A 17,606-nucleotide genomic window follows, 5' to 3' on the forward strand; every position below is an offset into this window, starting at 1 on the left:
ATTAATAGAAGGCCTGGATACCGGTCTGCGCACGCCCCAGGATCAGTGCATGCACGTCGTGAGTACCTTCATAGGTGTTGACCACCTCCAGGTTTACCAGATGACGGGCCACGCCAAACTCATCGGAAATGCCGTTGCCACCCAGCATGTCGCGCGCCATGCGAGCGATATCCAGCGCCTTGCCGCAGGAATTGCGCTTCATGATCGAGGTAATTTCCACAGCAGCGGTACCTTCATCCTTCATGCGCCCCAGGCGCAGGCAGCCTTGCAGCGCCAGGGTGATTTCGGTCTGCATGTCGGCCAGCTTTTTCTGGATCAGCTGGTTGGCAGCCAGGGGGCGGCCGAACTGCTGACGGTCCAAGGTGTACTGACGCGCGGTGTGCCAGCACGCCTCGGCCGCACCCAACGCCCCCCACGAGATGCCGTAACGGGCAGAGTTGAGACAGGTGAACGGGCCTTTGAGGCCGCGCACATCCGGGAAGATGTTCTCTTCTGGCACGAACACATTGTCCATGACAACTTCACCGGTGATCGAGGCACGCAGGCCGACCTTGCCATGAATGGCCGGGGCACTGAGGCCCTGCCAGCCCTTCTCCAGGACAAAGCCGCGGATATCCCCTGCATCGTCCTTGGCCCACACCACGAACACATCAGCGATCGGGCTGTTGGTGATCCACATCTTGCTGCCGGTCAGACGGTAGCCGCCGTCGACCTTCCTGGCACGTGTGATCATCGAGCCAGGGTCGGAGCCGTGGTTGGGCTCGGTCAGACCAAAACAACCGATCCACTCGCCACTGGCCAGCTTGGGCAAGTACTTCTGCTTTTGGGCCTCGGTACCAAATTCATTGATGGGCACCATCACCAGCGACGACTGCACGCTCATCATCGAACGGTAGCCCGAGTCGATACGCTCGACCTCTCGGGCAATCAGCCCATAGCACACGTAGTTCAGGCCACTGCCACCGTACTGTTCGGGAATGGTGGCACCCAGCAGGCCGACTTCACCCATCTCCCGGAAGATCGCCGGGTCGGTCTGCTCGTGGCGGAAAGCCTCGAGCACACGCGGGGCAAGCTTGTCCTGGGCGAACTGATAAGCGCTGTCACGCACCATGCGCTCTTCTTCAGTGAGCTGTTGATCCAGCAGCAGTGGGTCGATCCAGTGGAAGCTTGCTTTACCGGCCATGAGCGAAATCCTCGTAATAGGGGGCAGTTTCTTGTGCGTTTGAGCCTAGGCCCGATCGGCCGCCGGGACAAACGAGGATTGCGCACCAATTAGTGATAATTTGTCACTTCGTAAATCGGCAAAACACCACAAAGACAGCCTTACGAGTGAGGTTGACGTACATGCGCCGCAAGATCCCCAGTACCACCGCTCTGGTTTGCTTCGAGGCGGCGGCACGCAACGAGAGCTTTACCAAGGCCGCCCAGGAACTCGCCCTGACCCAGGGTGCCGTTTGCCGGCAGATCGGCGGCCTCGAGGCTTTTCTGAATGTGGAACTGTTCCGCCGTTCCCGCCGCGGCGTGAAGCTGACCGAGGCCGGCCTGTCCTACAGTCGTCAGGTTGCCGCTCAACTGGATGCGGTAGAGCGCGACACCCTGTCGGTGATGGGTCAGCAGGGCGCCAGCGTGATCGAGCTGGCCGTAGTGCCTACCTTTGGTACCCAATGGCTGCTTCCGCGCCTCAAGGACTTCCAGCAACGCCACCCAGAGGTGACGGTCAACCTCACCAACCGCACCCGGCCATTCCTGTTCGCCGACACCCCCTTCGATGCCGCAATCTATTTCGGTGATGCCGACTGGTCCGGCACCCAGTCGCACCGGCTGATGGGGGAGAACCCGGTCCCCGTCTGCAGCCCGGCATTGCTGGCCGGGCAGGGCATACTCGAAGCACAGCGCATCGCCCAACTGCCACTGCTGCAGCAAAGCACGCGCCCCTACGCCTGGCGGCAGTGGTTCGGCAGCCTAGGGATGAATGTGCCACGCGACATGACAGGCCCGCGTTATGAACTATTCTCGATGCTCGCCCAGGCGGCCATACATGAAATGGGGGTCGCACTGATCCCACCGTTCCTGATCCAGCGCGAGTTGGGGGAGGGTAGGCTGGTGGTCGCTAACAGGCATGCCCTGATCAGCGACAAGGCCTACTATCTGATGATTCCGGATCGCAAGGTAGAGTCAGCTTCGCTGCGCGCCTTCCGAGACTGGCTGGTGAGCCAGGCCTGGGCCTACACCGCAACAGCTTGATGAAGTGCGACAAATTGACCCTGTAGTTAATTATTTTAAACACCTACAGATATATGTATTTGTCGCATATCCATAAACTGTTATGTCCGCCTGGAAATACCCTTTAACCCTGCTAACCACGCGGCTTTGCGGGTGATTTTGCGACATTCACCGTGCCGTAAGCGTATCAACCCAAATATTTTTGATTTTTTCTCCTAATCTGCCAATAGCCCATGCTTGACGGGCTGGAGCCTTACCGCTGCGACAAGCGGTCACAGGGTGACTTGTAGTTTTAACTTCGTTTCGCTCCATAACCGGTTGAAGGCCCCCGGGTTCGTCTGCAAAATGCTTCGCCCGCCCGGGAATCGGCGGGTCGGCGCTCCACAGCCGCCCCAGCGCACCATCCGAAGTGTGCTGGCTCATACAAAGACAAAAGGTCACCGCAGGAGAAATAGTCGTGCACATTGGTGTTCCTCTCGAGACGCAGACCGGTGAGACAAGGGTCGCTGCGACCCCGGAAACCATCAAGAAACTGATTGGCCAAGGCCATCAGGTCACCGTCCAACGGGGGGCAGGGCTCAACGCCAGCATTCCGGACAGTGCCTATGAGGCCGCAGGCGCTTCCCTAGGGAGCGCAGCCGATGCATACGGCGCCCAATTGGTACTCAAAGTGGTCGCACCCAACGACCAGGAGCTGGCCCTGATCAACAGTGGCAGCCTCCTGGCGGGCATGCTCAACCCCTTCAACAGCGAACTGATCGCCAAGATGGCCGAACGCGGCATCACCGCTTTCGCCCTGGAAGCCGCTCCCCGCACCTCGCGGGCGCAGAGCCTCGACGTGCTGTCGTCACAGGCCAACATCGCGGGTTACAAAGCTGTGTTGCTGGCGGCCCATCACTACCCACGCTTCATGCCCATGCTGATGACCGCTGCAGGCACCGTGAAGGCCGCGCGCGTGCTGATCCTGGGGGCGGGCGTTGCCGGCCTGCAGGCCATCGCCACCGCCAAGCGCCTGGGTGCGGTGATCGAAGCGTCCGACGTACGCCCGGCAGTGAAGGAGCAAATCGAGTCGCTGGGTGCCAAGTTCATCGACGTGCCTTACGAGACCGATGAGGAGCGCGAGTGCGCCGAAGGCGTCGGCGGTTACGCCAGACCGATGCCAGCCAGCTGGATGCAACGCCAGGCCCAAGCCGTGCACGAGCGAGCCAGGCAGGCGGACATCGTCATTACCACCGCACTGATCCCCGGCCGCAAGGCTCCGACCCTGCTCAGTGCCGAGACCGTGGCGCAGATGAAGCCCGGCTCGGTGGTCATCGACCTCGCCGCAGCCCAGGGTGGCAACTGCCCACTCACCGTTGCTGATCAGGTAGTACGGGAGAATGGCGTGACCATCGTCGGCCCGACCAACCTGCCGGCCCAGCTGGGTGCCGATGCCTCGGCGCTGTATGCGCGCAACCTGCTGGACTTCATGAAACTGCTGTTCGACAAGGACGGCGCACTGGTCATCAACCTCGAAGACGACATCGTCGCGGCCTGCCTCATGTGCCGTGATGGTCAAGTCGTCCGCAAGAACGGCTAAGGAGCACGACAATGGAAGACATGCTGATTTCCCATGGCATCTACAACCTGATCATCTTCGTGCTGGCCATCTATGTGGGCTACCACGTGGTGTGGAACGTCACCCCGGCGTTGCACACGCCGCTGATGGCCGTGACCAATGCCATCTCTGCCATCGTAATCGTCGGCGCCATGCTTGCTGCCGCGCTGACTGTGACCCCAGCCGGCAAGCTCATGGGCACTCTCGCCGTAGCCCTGGCTGCGGTCAATGTGTTCGGTGGCTTCCTGGTCACCCGCCGCATGCTTGAGATGTTCAAGAAGAAAGCCAAGAACGAGGGGCAGAAGTAAGCATGAGCATGAATCTGGTAACACTTCTGTACCTGGTCGCTTCGGTGTGCTTCATCCAGGCGCTCAAGGGCCTGTCGCACCCAACCACCTCACGGCGCGGCAACCTGTTCGGCATGATCGGCATGGGCATCGCCATGCTCACCACGGTTGGCCTCATCTATAAGCTGGGCGCCGAGCTGGCCACCGCCGGTATTGGCTATGTCATCGTCGGCCTGCTGGTCGGTGTTACCGCGGGTTCGATCATGGCCAAGCGCGTCGAGATGACCAAGATGCCGGAACTGGTCGCCTTCATGCACAGCATGATCGGCCTGGCTGCGGTGTTCATTGCCATCGCTGCCGTGCTGGAGCCGCAGTCGATGGGCATCGTTGCCGCGATCACCGACCCGATCCCCACCGGTAACCGCCTGGAGCTGTTCCTGGGCGCAGCCATCGGCGCCATTACCTTCTCCGGCTCGGTTATCGCCTTCGGCAAATTGTCGGGCAAGTACAAGTTCCGCCTGTTCCAGGGCGCACCGGTACAGTTCCCCGGCCAGCACAAGCTGAACCTGATCCTGGGTCTGACCACCATCGCCCTGGGCCTGCTGTTCACCTTCACTGGTCATTACAGCGCCTTCACCCTGATGCTGGCCCTGGCCTTCGTCATGGGCGTGCTGATCATCATCCCGATCGGCGGCGCCGACATGCCCGTGGTGGTGTCGATGCTCAACAGCTATTCGGGCTGGGCGGCGGCCGGTATCGGCTTCTCCCTGAACAATTCGATGCTGATCATCGCAGGCTCCCTGGTGGGTTCGTCCGGCGCCATCCTCTCGTACATCATGTGCAAGGCGATGAACCGGTCGTTCTTCAACGTCATCCTTGGGGGCTTTGGCGGCGATACCGACGCCGGCGCGGCGCAAGGCTCGAAAGAGCAGCGCCCCGTGAAGTCCGGTTCGGCCGACGATGCCACCTTCTTGCTCAGCAACGCCGACAGCGTGATCATCGTCCCGGGATACGGCTTGGCGGTGGCCCGTGCCCAGCACGCGCTGAAGGAGCTGACCGAGAAGCTGACCCACAACGGCGTAACCGTGAAGTACGCCATCCACCCCGTGGCGGGCCGCATGCCCGGGCACATGAACGTGCTGCTGGCCGAGGCCGAAGTACCGTACGATCAGGTGTTCGAGATGGACGACATCAACGCCGAATTCGGCCAGGCCGACGTGGTGCTGGTGCTGGGCGCCAACGATGTGGTCAACCCGGCGGCGAAGAACGACCCCAAATCGCCAATTGCCGGTATGCCAATCCTCGAAGCGTTCAAAGCCAAGACCATCATCGTCAACAAGCGCTCCATGGCCAGCGGCTATGCCGGCCTGGACAACGAACTGTTCTACCTGGACAAGACCATGATGGTGTTTGGTGACGCCAAGAAAGTCATCGAGGACATGGTGAAGGCCGTGGAGTGAAAACCACGGCTGCAAACCAACTGATATAAAGGAAGCCCCGGTCAGATTCTGCCGGGGCTTTCCTTTTATTGATCCGGATCAACGGCTCGACTTCAAGGCTTCTCATACGACCATGGTCGTGGGACGGCAATGGGCGAAATCTCTAGACTGCGCTGCAGTAGTTTCAGTAGCCCGAGATAACAATCCATGTACCGTGATCGTATCCGCTTGTCCTCCCTGCACAGCAAGGTAATGAGTGCGGCTGATGCCGCTGGTCTGATCGAGGACGGCATGACCGTCGGCATGAGCGGTTTCACCCGCGCCGGCGAAGCCAAGGCCGTACCGCATGCCCTGGCCGAACGTGCCAAGCAGTCGCCACTGAAAATCAGCCTGATGACCGGCGCCAGCCTGGGCAACGACCTGGACAAGCAGCTGACCGAGGCCGGCGTGCTGGCTCGCCGCATGCCGTTCCAGGTTGACAGCACCCTGCGCAAGGCCATCAACGACGGCCAGGTGATGTTCATCGACCAGCACCTGTCGGAAACTGTCGAACAACTGCGCAACCAGCAGCTAAAGCTTCCGGACATTGCGGTGATCGAGGCCGTGGCCATCACCGAGCAAGGCCACATCGTGCCAACCACTTCGGTAGGCAACTCGGCCAGTTTCGCGATCTTTGCCAAGCAGGTGATTGTCGAGATCAACCTCTCGCACAACCCCAACCTCGAAGGCCTGCACGATATCTACATCCCGACCTACCGCCCGACCCGCACGCCAATCCCACTGGTCAAGGTCGACGACCGCATCGGCAGCACCGCCATCCCGATCGACCCGGCCAAGATTGTCGGCATTGTCATCAGCAACCAGCCGGACTCCCCGTCCACCGTACTGCCGCCGGATGACGAAACCCAAGGCATCGCCGACCACCTGATCAACTTCCTCAAGCAAGAAGTTGAAGCTGGCCGCATGACTAACAAGCTCGGCCCACTGCAAGCCGGTATTGGCAGCATCGCCAACGCGGTGATGTGCGGCCTGATCGAGTCGCCGTTCGAAGACCTGACCATGTACTCCGAAGTACTGCAGGACTCCACCTTCGACCTGATCGACGCCGGCAAGCTGAGCTTCGCGTCGGGCAGCTCGATCACCTTGTCCGGCCGCCGCAATGCCGACGTTTTCGGCAACCTGGAGCGATACAAGGACAAGCTGGTGCTGCGCCCGCAAGAAATCTCCAACCACCCGGAAGTGGTACGTCGTCTGGGGATCATTGGGATCAACACCGCACTGGAGTTCGATATCTACGGCAACGTTAACTCCACCCACGTGTGCGGCACCCGGATGATGAACGGCATCGGCGGCTCGGGTGACTTCGCCCGCAACGCCCACCTGGCCGTATTCGTCACCAAGTCGATTGCCAAGGGCGGCGCGATTTCCAGCGTGGTGCCGATGGTCAGCCATGTCGACCACACCGAGCATGACGTAGACATCCTGGTCACCGAGCAAGGCCTGGCCGACCTGCGTGGCCTGGCGCCTCGCGAGCGGGCACGGGCGATCATCGACAACTGTGTGCACCCGGACTACCGCGCTGCGCTGAACGATTACTTCGAGCGTGCGTGCCAGCGTGGCGGCCATACCCCGCACATCCTGCGCGAAGCGCTGAGCTGGCACGAAAATCTGGAAGAAACTGGTCGTATGCTGGCTAGCTGACCCAAATACCGGACGGAACAGCAGCCCTGCTTCTGCTGTTCCGGCCTCTTCGCGGGCAAACCCGCAAAAGGGCCATGACAGTCAAATCCTTCTACTCGTACACCCATTCACTGCGACCAAATAAAACTGTACTACTGTACTGGTTGCCTTGCCTCGCTATACCTGTAAACGCCGCTATCCAACGTTAAAACGCACCAACAAAGTGCGGACCGGTACAGTTACGCCATTTTCGAGTGCAACAGTAGGGTTACACAGTTAACTGAGCCATCGTCTTACTACAGAACTGTATCTACTGTTATGGACAGCAGAGGAGGATCATTGGCATCAGTTAAATCACTACCTAATCCCGCCATAAGCGGAAGGATGAAGCATCATGGAACGTACCCTCAGTTCCGGTCTGGTTTTTGAAAGCAACGCTCAGCAATCCAACACCTCGATGCCGCTGCGCGCGCTGTCTACCCTGCTGCTGTGGCAGCGCCGTATGGCCAGCCGCCGTCAACTGGCTCGCCTGGACAGCCGTCTGCTGGCCGACGCCGGTATCAGCGAGTCGCAGCGTTACGAAGAGCTGAGCAAGCCTTTCTGGCGCTAAGCACCGGCTTGCCGGCTTAGGCCGGCACCGCGAATTCCCAAACCCGTTGCAGGTGACTGCGACGGGTTTTTTTATGTCCAGGCCGCGCGGCAGAGCGCTTCAAGGTCAATAGGTACAGTTTTTATAAACACAAAACAAGCCAGCACAGTTTACTGGCGTGCCGTTCATTAACTTCCACAAACAACGGCGCGTGATACGCTTGGCTTAACAGTCTGTTGAAAGCCGCTGTTAAACGTACCGTGACGAGCTGTGTCAGCGTCCGATAAGCACCACCACCCGACCCTAGTCCAGGAGTCCACCATCATGTCCCGTAAATACCTGATTGGCGCCGCCCTGATGCTGAGCCTGGCCGGCACCGCAAACGCCACCAGCTTCGTTGTCACCACCGACGCCGTTGTTGGCGCAGTGGCCGCATCCACCGATGCCACTTCCGACGTCACCTCTTCGTTCAAAGACGACAAGATCGTGCAGGCCGCCCGTGACGACGCCGCCAGCTTCGTTGGCAGCCAGGGCGACATCCGTGGGGCCAAGCTGGAAAGCGCTTTTTTGCACATCCGTTCGCAGATGCCTGACCTGCAAGCCAGCGACGCGCAATTGGCCCAGGCTATCCTGGCGCTCTGACCCCGAATAAGCCGTGCAACTGCGCTGCTCAGCACCTGCCCAGTTACACGCGCTTCTGTCACCCACGTTCCCAGCCGTTGTAGAGCCCATGCGTTATCTGTTGCCACTGCTGTTCTCTGTTGCAGGTATGGCCAGTGCCCATGCCATGGATACCACCACGCAAGGCATGGTCATCACTGGCTATGTCACCAGCCAGGTCACCAGCGCACCGTTCGATCGCAAGCTGGTTCGCCAGGCGCGCGATGATGCTGCTGCCTTCGTTGCCAGCGACGGCCAGATCCGCGGTGTTCGGCTGGAAGCCGCGCTGGAATCATTACGCCACAATTGTTCACAGCACGCCGTCGGCGACCTGGAACTGGCGCAGGCAATTCTCGTCCAATAGCTACATCTGACTCCCTGTATTTTTTCGGAGATGCTCCATGCGTAAACCGCTGATTGCCGCTAGCCTCGGCATGTTGCTGCTGGCCGACCTGGCCCATGCACAGACCTTGGTGGCCACCAGCAACATCATCGTGCGTGCCTTTGGCCGCTCGATCGACTTCACCTCAGACACCACCACCTCGATTCGCGACTCCAAAGTAGTCCGCGAAGCGCACGATGACGCCGCCAGCTTCGTCGCCAGCAATGGCGACATTCGCGGTGTCCAGCTTGAGGCCGCCTTCAACACTCTGCGCGAGCGTGTGCCTGAAGCACGTGGCGCCAGCGACCAGGTACTGGCTGAAGCCATCCTCGCGCTGTGAACCGCATGCGTACCTGGCTGCTCGGCTGCGCCCTGACGCTGCTCGGTACGCCCGCATTGGCCGACCTGCAGCTCCAGCTGCAGGCATCGGGCCTCGACCCACAACAAACCCAAGCCACCCAGGCACTGCTTGACGAGGCCATGGGCAAACTGCCCCCTCGCTTCAAGCAGCAGCTGGACCGCCGCGTGCGGGTGAGCTGGAGCGACACCATGCCGGCCGATGCCTACGGCCAGGCATCGCTGGTGTCCACCCTTGAGCTCAACCGTCGCCTGCTGCCCAGCCTCACCGACGGCAGCGCCGCAACCGAGCGTACCAATCGCCCACACGGCACAGTGCGTGAAGAACTGCTGGCCACCGTGTTGCATGAGCTCACCCATATCTACGACCGTGCCCGCCTGTGGCCCGCTGCCGAGAATTCGCTGATTGCCCGCTGCAAGCGCCAGCAAGGCACGCTGGGCAAGATCGGCCTGCCAGAAGCGTGCCGCGGCCAAGCCGAGCGCCGCTTCACCCTTAGCGACGACCCGCGCCTGCTCGACCTGGCTGGCTGGCAGCAGTACGTGGGCCGACGCGGCGAGCGCGAACAGCACAACGGCCAGTTCGTGCGCAGCCCCGACAGTTATGAACTGAGCAGCCCCAAGGAGTACATCGCGGTCAACATGGAGTATTTTCTCCTCGACCCGAGCTACGGTTGTCGCCGCCCGGCGCTGAACCAGTATCTGCGCGAGCACTTCGGTTGGGCCCCCCAACAGGACACTTGCGCCAAGGGCCTGCCGTTCATCAACGCTGGCAGCGACTTCGCTCGCCAGCCGTTGGGTGAAATCGATCCCGAGCGGGTCTATGAAGTGGACTACCTGCTGGCCGAAGCCAACCAGAACCTGGTCAGCCGTTGGGGCCACAGCATGCTGCGCCTGGTGATCTGCAAGCCCGGCCGCCCACGCGGGCCGGACTGCCGCCTTGACCTCGACCAGAGCCTGGTGCTGTCGTACCGCGCCTTCGTCAACGATGTGCAGCTGTCCAGCTGGGACGGCCTGGTCGGTGTCTACCCCTCGCGATTGTTCGTACTGCCGCTGGGGCAGGTGATCGATGAGTACACCAAGACCGAACTGCGTAGCCTGGCCTCGGTACCCTTGAGGCTCAGCCGCGAAGAAGTCGAGAGCCTGGTGCGTCAGGCAGCCGAGATGCACTGGAGCTATGACGGCAACTATTGGTTCCTGTCCAACAACTGTGCGGTGGAGTCGTTGAAACTGCTGCGCAGCGGCACCGCCAACCCACGCCTGAACGACCTCGACAGCATCATGCCCAACGGTTTGCTGGCCGTGCTCAAGGGCAGGGGGCTGGCCGATACCAGCGTGCTGGACAACCCGCGCGAGGCATTACGCCTTGGCTACCGCTTCGATTCCTACCGCGACCGCTACCAGGCGATGTTCGAGGTACTGAGGAAGCAGCTGCCGATCAAGCAGGCCCTGGTGGAAGACTGGCTGGCCCTGGATGCCGAGCAACGCCGCCCCTGGTTCGCCAAAGCCGACCTGCGAACCAGCGCTGCGTTGCTGCTGCTGGAACAGGCCAGCCTGCGCCGGCAGTTGCTGCTGGCCCAGGACGAGGTCAAGCAGCGCTACCTGAATGCAGCGGCGCTGAAAGATGGCAGCATCAACAAAGCTGACGCCACCCTCAAGCAGATGCTCGCGAACAGCGGTTTCCTCAGCCGCCCTGCAGAATTGCTCGATGCCAAAGGCTACGGGCTGCCACAACCCGAGGAGCGTAAGCACCTTGAGCAGGTGAGCAGCGAACGCCAGGCACAGCTGTTGCGCTTGAGTACCAGCCTGGACAAAGAGGTGAGGGCATTGCTGGAGCCATCGCGCGCCAAGGAAATTGCCGCCGTCGAGGCCAATGTGAAACAGATCGGTGAGCATTTGCGGGCGCTGCATAAAGCTGCGGGTGGCCTGCAATTGTAAGGAAGGCTGTACCGGCCCTATCGCCGGCAAGCCAGCTCCCACACATTCTGCACAGGCCTTGAGTACTGCGCAGTCCCTGTAGAAGCTGGCTTGCCGGCGATAGGGCCTGCAGCACCAGCACAATTGCTTACTGGCTTTCGCCATCCTCTTCTGGCAAATCTTCATCCAGATGCAACCAGGGCAGCCGGCTACCCACCCAGATATGCCGGGTGGCCCGCACCCGCTCGGGGTGATCCAGCGTCGCCACCGTCACGTCAACCGTCTCAGGGCTGTGCGTAGTCACCAGCGCCACATGCGCCCCGCAATGCCCGCAGAAGTACCGGTTGCAACTGGCCGGCGCCACATAGCAGTTGGGTTCGCCCGCCAGCCACTTGAACCCCGAACCGGGCAGGGTGAGCCAGGTGACCACCAGCCCGCCGCTTACCCGGCGGCAGATCGTACAATGGCAGTGGGCAACGTCTGTCAGGTCACCCTCCAATCGGTAACGCAAGGCGCCGCAATGACAGCCCCCTTCGGTCACATTCTGCATCACCTACCTCTCGTCGCCTTTGCTTCAGCGAAAGCTGGCTGAAAGCTTGCCCTCATAGGATAGCCCCCACCACCGGCACAAGACCGGTCAGCCAGGGCACCGGTAAAAACCGCGCCCGGCCCAATCAACAACAACAATGGTGATTCTGATGTATTCCTGTGCCCGCCTTCCTGCAGTACCTCTCCGCATGCTCCCCGCGCAGCGCCTGACGCGCTGATCCGCCCGAATCGACTTTCCTTTCGCCGCGCCACGCCTGGAGTATTGCCATGCTGACCTTCCTCGGCTTTGCCATGGTCATCACCTTCATGTACCTGATCATGACCAAGCGCCTGTCGGCCTTGATCGCGTTGATTCTGGTACCCATCCTGTTTGCCCTGTTCGGGGGCTTTTCTGCCAAGATCGGCCCCATGATGCTCGAAGGCATCAGCAAGCTCGCACCTACCGGCGTGATGCTGATGTTCGCCATCCTGTACTTCGCCCTGATGATCGACTCTGGCCTGTTCGACCCGGCCGTGCGCAAGATCCTGAAGCTGGTGAAGGGCGACCCGCTCAAAGTCTCTGTCGGCACTGCCGTGCTGGCCTTGGTGGTCTCCCTCGACGGTGACGGCGCCACGACCTACATGATCTGCTGCGCCGCCATGCTGCCCATGTACAGCCGCCTGGGGATGAGCCCGCGGATCATGGCCGGCCTCATCATTCTCGCCGGCGGGGTCATGAACATGACCCCGTGGGGTGGCCCCACTGCCCGCGCCGCCAGCGCCCTGCACGTCGACCCGTCGGACATCTTCGTGCCAATGATCCCGGCCATGCTGTTCGGCGTGCTGGCGATCCTGGCCATTGCCTACATGTACGGCAAACGGGAACGTGCCCGCCTGGGCGAGCTGCACCTGCCGACCGATGACATCGACCACAGCGAAATCACCGTTTCGCAATTTCCGGAAGCACGTCGGCCCAAACTGCTGTACTTCAACGGTGCGCTGACCGCCGCCCTGATGGTCGCGCTGATCGCCGGTGTGCTGCCGCTGCCAGTGCTGTTCATGATCGCCTTCAGCATCGCCATGATCGTCAACTACCCGTGCCTGCAACAGCAGAAGGACCGTATAGCCGCCCACGCTGGCAGCGTGCTGGCCGTGACCGGGCTGATCTTCGCCGCCGGCATCTTCACCGGCATCCTGTCGGGTACCGGCATGGTCGACGCCATGTCCAAGAGCCTGCTGGCAGTCATCCCAGAAGCGCTGGGCCCATACCTGGCGGTAATCACCGCGATCGTGAGCATGCCGTTCACCTTCTTCATGTCCAATGATGCCTTCTACTACGGCGTACTGCCCGTGCTGGCCGAAGCCGCCAGCCACTACGGCATCACCCCGGTGGAAATGGCCCGTGCGTCGATCGTCGGGCAGCCGGTACACCTGCTCAGCCCGCTGGTACCCTCCACGTACCTGCTGGTGGCCCTGGCCGGTATCGAGTTCGGCGATCATCAGCGCTTCACGCTCAAGTGGGCAGTGCTGGTATGCCTGTGCATAATGCTCGCCGCACTGCTGATGGGGATTTTCCCGCTGTTCAGTAGTCTTTAATACTGACGTATCACCTACGCGACGCGTCCCACCGGGGCGCGTCGCCATTACCGCTCGAAGGAAATTACATGGAATGGCTGACCAGCCCGGAAATCTGGGTTGCCTTTTTTACCCTTACCGCGCTTGAGATCGTCCTCGGTATCGACAACATCATCATGATCTCGATCCTGGTCAGCCGCATGCCCAAGCACATGCAGCCGCGCACCCGGATCTTTGGCCTGGCCCTGGCCATGGTTACCCGCATCATGCTGCTGCTGTCGATTACCTGGGTCATGCGCCTTACTGCCGACCTGTTCGTGGTGTTCGGCCAGGGCATCTCCGGACGTGATCTGATCCTGTTCTTCGGTGGCCTGTTCCTGCTGTGGAAAAGCTCGCAAGAGATTTACCACGGCCTGGAAGGCGAGGACGAAAGCCCGGATGAGCCAAAAGGCGCAGGTGGCAAGTTCTTCTACACCATTATCCAGATCGCCATCATCGACATCGTGTTCTCGCTGGACTCGGTAATCACCGCAGTGGGCATGGTTTCCCACGTACCGGTGATGATCGCCGCCATCGTCGTAGCCGTGCTGGTGATGATGCTGTGCGCCGGTGCGATCAGCAATTTCATCGACAAACACCCGTCGCTGAAAATGCTCGCACTGTCGTTCCTGATCGTGGTCGGTACCGTGCTGATCGCCGAGGCTTTCGAGGTGCACGTACCGAAGGGTTATGTCTACTTCGCCATGGCCTTCTCGCTGGCAGTGGAAGCTATCAACATCCGCATGCGCACTGCCTCGGCCCGCAAGAAAGGCACAGAACAGGAGCCGGTGAAACTGCGCAAGGACATCCCGGGTCAATAAAACCAGGGAGTGCAGGAAAACCAAAGGGCCCTTCGTTCGGGGCCCTTTTTCATGCCCGCTTTCTGAACACGATCCCTGTGGGAGCGGGTTCACCCCGCAAAAAAGCGCGCACAGGCAATCATTCATTTCCATGTGTTTCAAATAAATGACTGCCATGCGAAGCTGGCGACAGCTGCGCAAAACAACTAAAGCTTTGAGTGAGCACCGAAAATTCTTCAAACGCTCACGTTTCTTTTTCTGGGCCCTATGGGCCAGTGCAACAGGGGGCCTTCGCCATGTTGACCCTGCTCAACCTGCTTTCGGCCGTGACGCTGCTGGTCTGGGGCACCCACATCGTGCGTACCGGCATCCTTCGGGTATTCGGTTCGAACCTGCGGCGCATCATCAGCCAGAACATGGACAAGCGTCCGTTGGCTTTCATAGCCGGTATTCTGGTCACCGCCATGGTGCAAAGCAGTAACGCCACCGCCATGTTGGTCACGTCTTTCGTCGGCCAGGGCCTGATGGCCATGACCCCGGCCCTGGCGATCATGCTGGGTGCCGATGTGGGTACCGCGTTGATGGCCCGGGTATTGACCTTCGACCTGTCGTGGCTGTCACCGCTGCTGATCTTCCTGGGCGTTATTTTCTTCCTCTCGCGCAAGCAGACGCGCGCTGGCCAATTAGGTCGGGTAGGTATCGGGCTTGGCCTGATCATTCTGGCGCTGGAGCTGATCGTGCAGGCAGCTGCGCCTATCACCCATGCACAAGGCGTAAAAGTGCTGTTTGCTTCGCTGACCGGCGACATCATGCTGGACGCCCTGGTAGGCGCCATGTTCGCCATGATTTCCTATTCCAGCCTGGCCGCCGTACTGCTCACTGCGACATTGGCCGGCGCCGAAGTCATCAGCCTGCCGGTGGCCATCGGCCTGGTGGTCGGCGCAAACATCGGCAGTGGCTTGCTGGCCTTCATCAGCACCAGCATGCAGAACACCGCCGGGCGCCGGGTAGCTTTGGGCAGCCTGCTGTACAAGCTGTTCGGCCTGGTGCTGATCATCCCGGTGCTGCACCCACTGGTGGAGTGGATGGACTCGCTCAGCTTCAGCCCACAAGAGCTGGTCATCGGCTTTCACCTGCTCTACAACACGCTGCGCTGCCTGCTGATGCTACCCACAGTCAAACTCATGGGCCGGCTGTGCAATACACTGCTGCCTGAGCGCGAAACCGGTAACGGGCAAGTGCGCCCACGCCATCTGGACGCTTCGGCACTGGAAACGCCCAGCCTGGCCTTGGCCAACGCCGCCCGCGAAACCCTGCGCCTGGGCGATATCGTCGACAGCCTGCTCGAAGCCATGCTCGGCGCCCTGCGCGGAACCCAGACCGCCCTGCCACAGCAGGTTCGCGCCTTGGCCGAAGACGCCGAAGCCCTGTACAGCGCGATCAAACTGTACCTGGCGCAGATGTCCCGCGAAGACCTTAGCGAGCAGGACAACCGCCGCTGGGCGGAGATCATCGAACTGGCAATCAACCTCAAGCTGGCCTGCGACCTGATCGAGCGCATGTTGCGCAAGGTCCAGCAGCAAAAAACCAGCCAGCGCCGGGAGTTTTCCCAGACAGGCCTGGAGGAGCTGACCGGCCTGCAGGAGCAATTACTGGCCAACCTGCGCCTGGGCCTGTCGGTGTTTCTCAGCGCCGACCCGGAAAGCGCCCGCTTGCTGCTGCGGGAAAAACGCCGTTTTCGCGCCCAGGAACGGCGCTTGGCGCACGCCCATGTCAGCCGCTTGCAGCGTAAGGTGGTGCAAAGCATCGAGACCAGTTCGCTACACTTGGAACTGATTGCCGACATGAAACGGTTGAACTCTTTGTTCTGCAGCAGTGCCTATGTGGTACTAGGCGGCTCGGACACCGGCGGCCTGATGCTCGACAGCGTACCGGACGAAGCCCGTCTGCCCTGATTCTGCCTACAAAAGGACCCTCGCTCGCCCATGCGTTGCCTGATGTTCGTTTGCCTGCTGATCTGCAGCCTGCCCTCATTGGCCCTCGACCGCTCGCGAGTCGAGGGCTACCTGCTGCCCAATGGCCTGCAGATCATCCTGAAAAACGGCTACGAACGTGACCACGTGGCAATCCGCCTGGTGGTCGGGGTGGGCCTGGACGACTTCGATTGCGAGCAGAAAGAACTGCCTCACTTGCTTGAGCACCTGCTGTTCAGCGGCATTGACGAAACGGGCGAGGGCGGCCTCGAAGAGCGCCTGCAAGCGCTGGGTGGCGAGTGGAACGCCTACACCAGCAGCGCCGACACCACCTTTGTCATCGAAGCCCCGGCGCGCAACCAGCGCAAGGTCCTCGACCTGCTGCTGGCGGTTATCCGCGATACCCGCATCGACGCCAAAGCCCTGACCACTGCCAAGCGCATCATCGAGCGCGAAGATGGCGGCCATTATGGCCACCTGCAGCGCTGGCTCGACCGCCAGGACATCGGCCACCCTGCCAGCGACCAGCTGGCCACCGAGCTGGGCCTGAAATGCCCGGAGCGCTCCAATATCGACGACATGACCCTGGAGCAGGTGCAAGCCTTGCGTGATCGCTGGTACGCCGCCAACAACATGACCCTGATCATGGTCGGTGGCCTTGACCGCCTGTTACCGGCCTATCTGGAGCGCACCTTTGGCGAGCTACCCGCCACTGAACCGGAAGAGCGCCGCAACCTTGAAAGCATCACCCAACAGGCGGAGCAGCGTCGCGACCTGACCCGCGGCTGGCTGGGCGATGGCGTCAAGCTGCACTGGCTGTTCATCGAACCGGTGCTGGACAACGACCACCAGGCCACCCTCGACCTGCTGTCACGCTACCTGGACTGGGCGCTGTACGACCAGCTGCGCCTGCGCAACGGGCTGTCCTACGGACCCACGGTGCAGCGTGAGAGCTTTGGCGACACCGGCCTGCTCAGCCTCAACGCCGACCTGGAGCGCGATGACATCGACAAGGCAGTGAAGGTGATGCAGGCCCTGTTCGAACACCTTCGCAAGGAAGGCCTCGACCCGGACACCTTCGCCCGCATCAAGGACGCCAGCGTGGCCAAGGAAAGCTGGAGCACCCAGGGCAACAGTGCCCTGGCCGACTACTACTGGGGAGCGCTGAACGACTATACCGACGGGCGTTTTGCGAACCCGGTGCGCAAGTTGCGCCAGGTCAGCCTTGAACAGGCCAACGAGGCGCTGAAAGAACTGCTCAAGGAAGATGGCTATGTGCGCATCGAGAAGCCGTTGCTTGGCTATGACGAGCTTTACGGCTTGATCGCCTTGCTTGTGGGGGTGGTCCTGGCAGCAGGGTTGCTGCGCTGGCGGCGGCATGGGCCTGAACGGCCGAGTGGTGCTACACGGCAGCGGTGAATCGGCGGTATCCTTTTGCCAGTACCGCCTCCTTCGCGGGCACGCCCGCTCCCACAGGGACTGCATTATCGCCGAACCCTGTGGGAGCGGGCATGCCCGCGAAGGGGCCCGGACAGCCAACTCATCCTTTCTGTTGTAGCCCCT

At 61.1% G+C, this 17,606-nt stretch carries 16 protein-coding genes; 14 read left to right on the plus strand and 2 right to left on the minus strand.

All coding sequences use genetic code 11. The annotated features are described in order from the left end of the window. Nucleotide 1: 1 nt before the first annotated feature. The gene (locus J3A71_RS28690; protein WP_016484311.1) at nucleotides 2–1,183 is read right to left on the minus strand and encodes an acyl-CoA dehydrogenase; all 1,182 of its coding nucleotides are present in this window, start codon (nucleotides 1,181–1,183) and stop codon (nucleotides 2–4) included. A 161-nt stretch (nucleotides 1,184–1,344) separates the two neighbouring features. Here J3A71_RS28690 and J3A71_RS28695 point away from each other — a divergent pair, with 161 nt between their 5' ends. From J3A71_RS28695 to J3A71_RS28740, 10 genes are all read left to right on the plus strand, one after another. Next, a complete protein-coding gene (locus tag J3A71_RS28695; protein WP_016484310.1) occupies nucleotides 1,345–2,244 on the plus strand; it encodes a LysR family transcriptional regulator in 900 nt (299 codons plus the stop codon). Nucleotides 2,245–2,680: 436 nt separating this feature from the next. Then, nucleotides 2,681–3,802 (plus strand): Re/Si-specific NAD(P)(+) transhydrogenase subunit alpha, encoded by a 1,122-nt coding sequence (locus tag J3A71_RS28700; RefSeq protein ID WP_095116383.1) that lies wholly within the window; start codon nucleotides 2,681–2,683, stop codon nucleotides 3,800–3,802. A gap of 11 nt (nucleotides 3,803–3,813) precedes the next feature. Then, the gene (locus J3A71_RS28705; RefSeq protein WP_016484308.1) at nucleotides 3,814–4,128 is read left to right on the plus strand and encodes an NAD(P) transhydrogenase subunit alpha; all 315 of its coding nucleotides are present in this window, start codon (nucleotides 3,814–3,816) and stop codon (nucleotides 4,126–4,128) included. 2 nt (nucleotides 4,129–4,130) lie between these two features. Continuing rightward, nucleotides 4,131–5,567 (plus strand): NAD(P)(+) transhydrogenase (Re/Si-specific) subunit beta, encoded by a 1,437-nt coding sequence (locus J3A71_RS28710; RefSeq protein ID WP_209953589.1) that lies wholly within the window; start codon nucleotides 4,131–4,133, stop codon nucleotides 5,565–5,567. A gap of 186 nt (nucleotides 5,568–5,753) precedes the next feature. Continuing rightward, nucleotides 5,754–7,247 (plus strand): acetyl-CoA hydrolase/transferase family protein, encoded by a 1,494-nt coding sequence (locus J3A71_RS28715; RefSeq protein ID WP_016484306.1) that lies wholly within the window; start codon nucleotides 5,754–5,756, stop codon nucleotides 7,245–7,247. Between the two features lie 373 nt (nucleotides 7,248–7,620). Beyond that, nucleotides 7,621–7,836: a DUF1127 domain-containing protein gene (locus J3A71_RS28720; protein ID WP_016484305.1), complete on the plus strand. Its 216-nt coding sequence runs from the start codon at nucleotides 7,621–7,623 to the stop codon at nucleotides 7,834–7,836. A 303-nt stretch (nucleotides 7,837–8,139) separates the two neighbouring features. After that, nucleotides 8,140–8,457 carry a DUF2388 domain-containing protein gene (locus tag J3A71_RS28725; protein ID WP_016484304.1) on the plus strand — a complete coding sequence of 106 codons (318 nt, stop codon included), beginning with the start codon at nucleotides 8,140–8,142 and terminating at the stop codon, nucleotides 8,455–8,457. Nucleotides 8,458–8,545: 88 nt separating this feature from the next. After that, nucleotides 8,546–8,839 (plus strand): DUF2388 domain-containing protein, encoded by a 294-nt coding sequence (locus J3A71_RS28730; protein WP_016484303.1) that lies wholly within the window; start codon nucleotides 8,546–8,548, stop codon nucleotides 8,837–8,839. Nucleotides 8,840–8,876: 37 nt separating this feature from the next. Beyond that, complete coding sequence (locus tag J3A71_RS28735; RefSeq protein WP_016484302.1) at nucleotides 8,877–9,197, plus strand: DUF2388 domain-containing protein; 321 nt, start codon at nucleotides 8,877–8,879, stop codon at nucleotides 9,195–9,197. After that, nucleotides 9,194–11,149 carry a DUF4105 domain-containing protein gene (locus J3A71_RS28740; RefSeq protein ID WP_060519863.1) on the plus strand — a complete coding sequence of 652 codons (1,956 nt, stop codon included), beginning with the start codon at nucleotides 9,194–9,196 and terminating at the stop codon, nucleotides 11,147–11,149. Before J3A71_RS28735 ends, J3A71_RS28740 begins: the two co-directional genes overlap by 4 nt. A 127-nt stretch (nucleotides 11,150–11,276) precedes the next feature. Here the strand turns inward: J3A71_RS28740 and J3A71_RS28745 are convergent, their stop codons facing one another. Further along, entirely contained in the window at nucleotides 11,277–11,678 is a 402-nt protein-coding gene (locus J3A71_RS28745; RefSeq protein WP_096425441.1) for a GFA family protein, read from the minus strand. 266 nt (nucleotides 11,679–11,944) lie between these two features. On the opposite strand from J3A71_RS28745, the gene J3A71_RS28750 reads away from it, so the two are divergent. The 4 genes from J3A71_RS28750 to J3A71_RS28765 all read left to right on the plus strand — a co-directional run bounded on the left by J3A71_RS28750 (nucleotide 11,945) and on the right by J3A71_RS28765 (nucleotide 17,462). Next, a complete protein-coding gene (locus J3A71_RS28750; protein ID WP_023047261.1) occupies nucleotides 11,945–13,252 on the plus strand; it encodes a CitMHS family transporter in 1,308 nt (435 codons plus the stop codon). Nucleotides 13,253–13,320: 68 nt separating this feature from the next. Then, complete coding sequence (locus J3A71_RS28755; RefSeq protein WP_016484298.1) at nucleotides 13,321–14,091, plus strand: TerC family protein; 771 nt, start codon at nucleotides 13,321–13,323, stop codon at nucleotides 14,089–14,091. 275 nt (nucleotides 14,092–14,366) lie between these two features. After that, on the plus strand, nucleotides 14,367–16,025 hold the full coding sequence (locus J3A71_RS28760) for a Na/Pi cotransporter family protein (protein WP_016484297.1): 1,659 nt from the start codon (nucleotides 14,367–14,369) through the stop codon (nucleotides 16,023–16,025). Between the two features lie 30 nt (nucleotides 16,026–16,055). Beyond that, nucleotides 16,056–17,462 (plus strand): pitrilysin family protein, encoded by a 1,407-nt coding sequence (locus J3A71_RS28765; RefSeq protein WP_016484296.1) that lies wholly within the window; start codon nucleotides 16,056–16,058, stop codon nucleotides 17,460–17,462. Nucleotides 17,463–17,606: the final 144 nt, after the last annotated feature.

The organism is Pseudomonas sp. PvP089, assembly GCF_017875165.1.
GTDB lineage: Bacteria > Pseudomonadota > Gammaproteobacteria > Pseudomonadales > Pseudomonadaceae > Aquipseudomonas > Aquipseudomonas fortuita.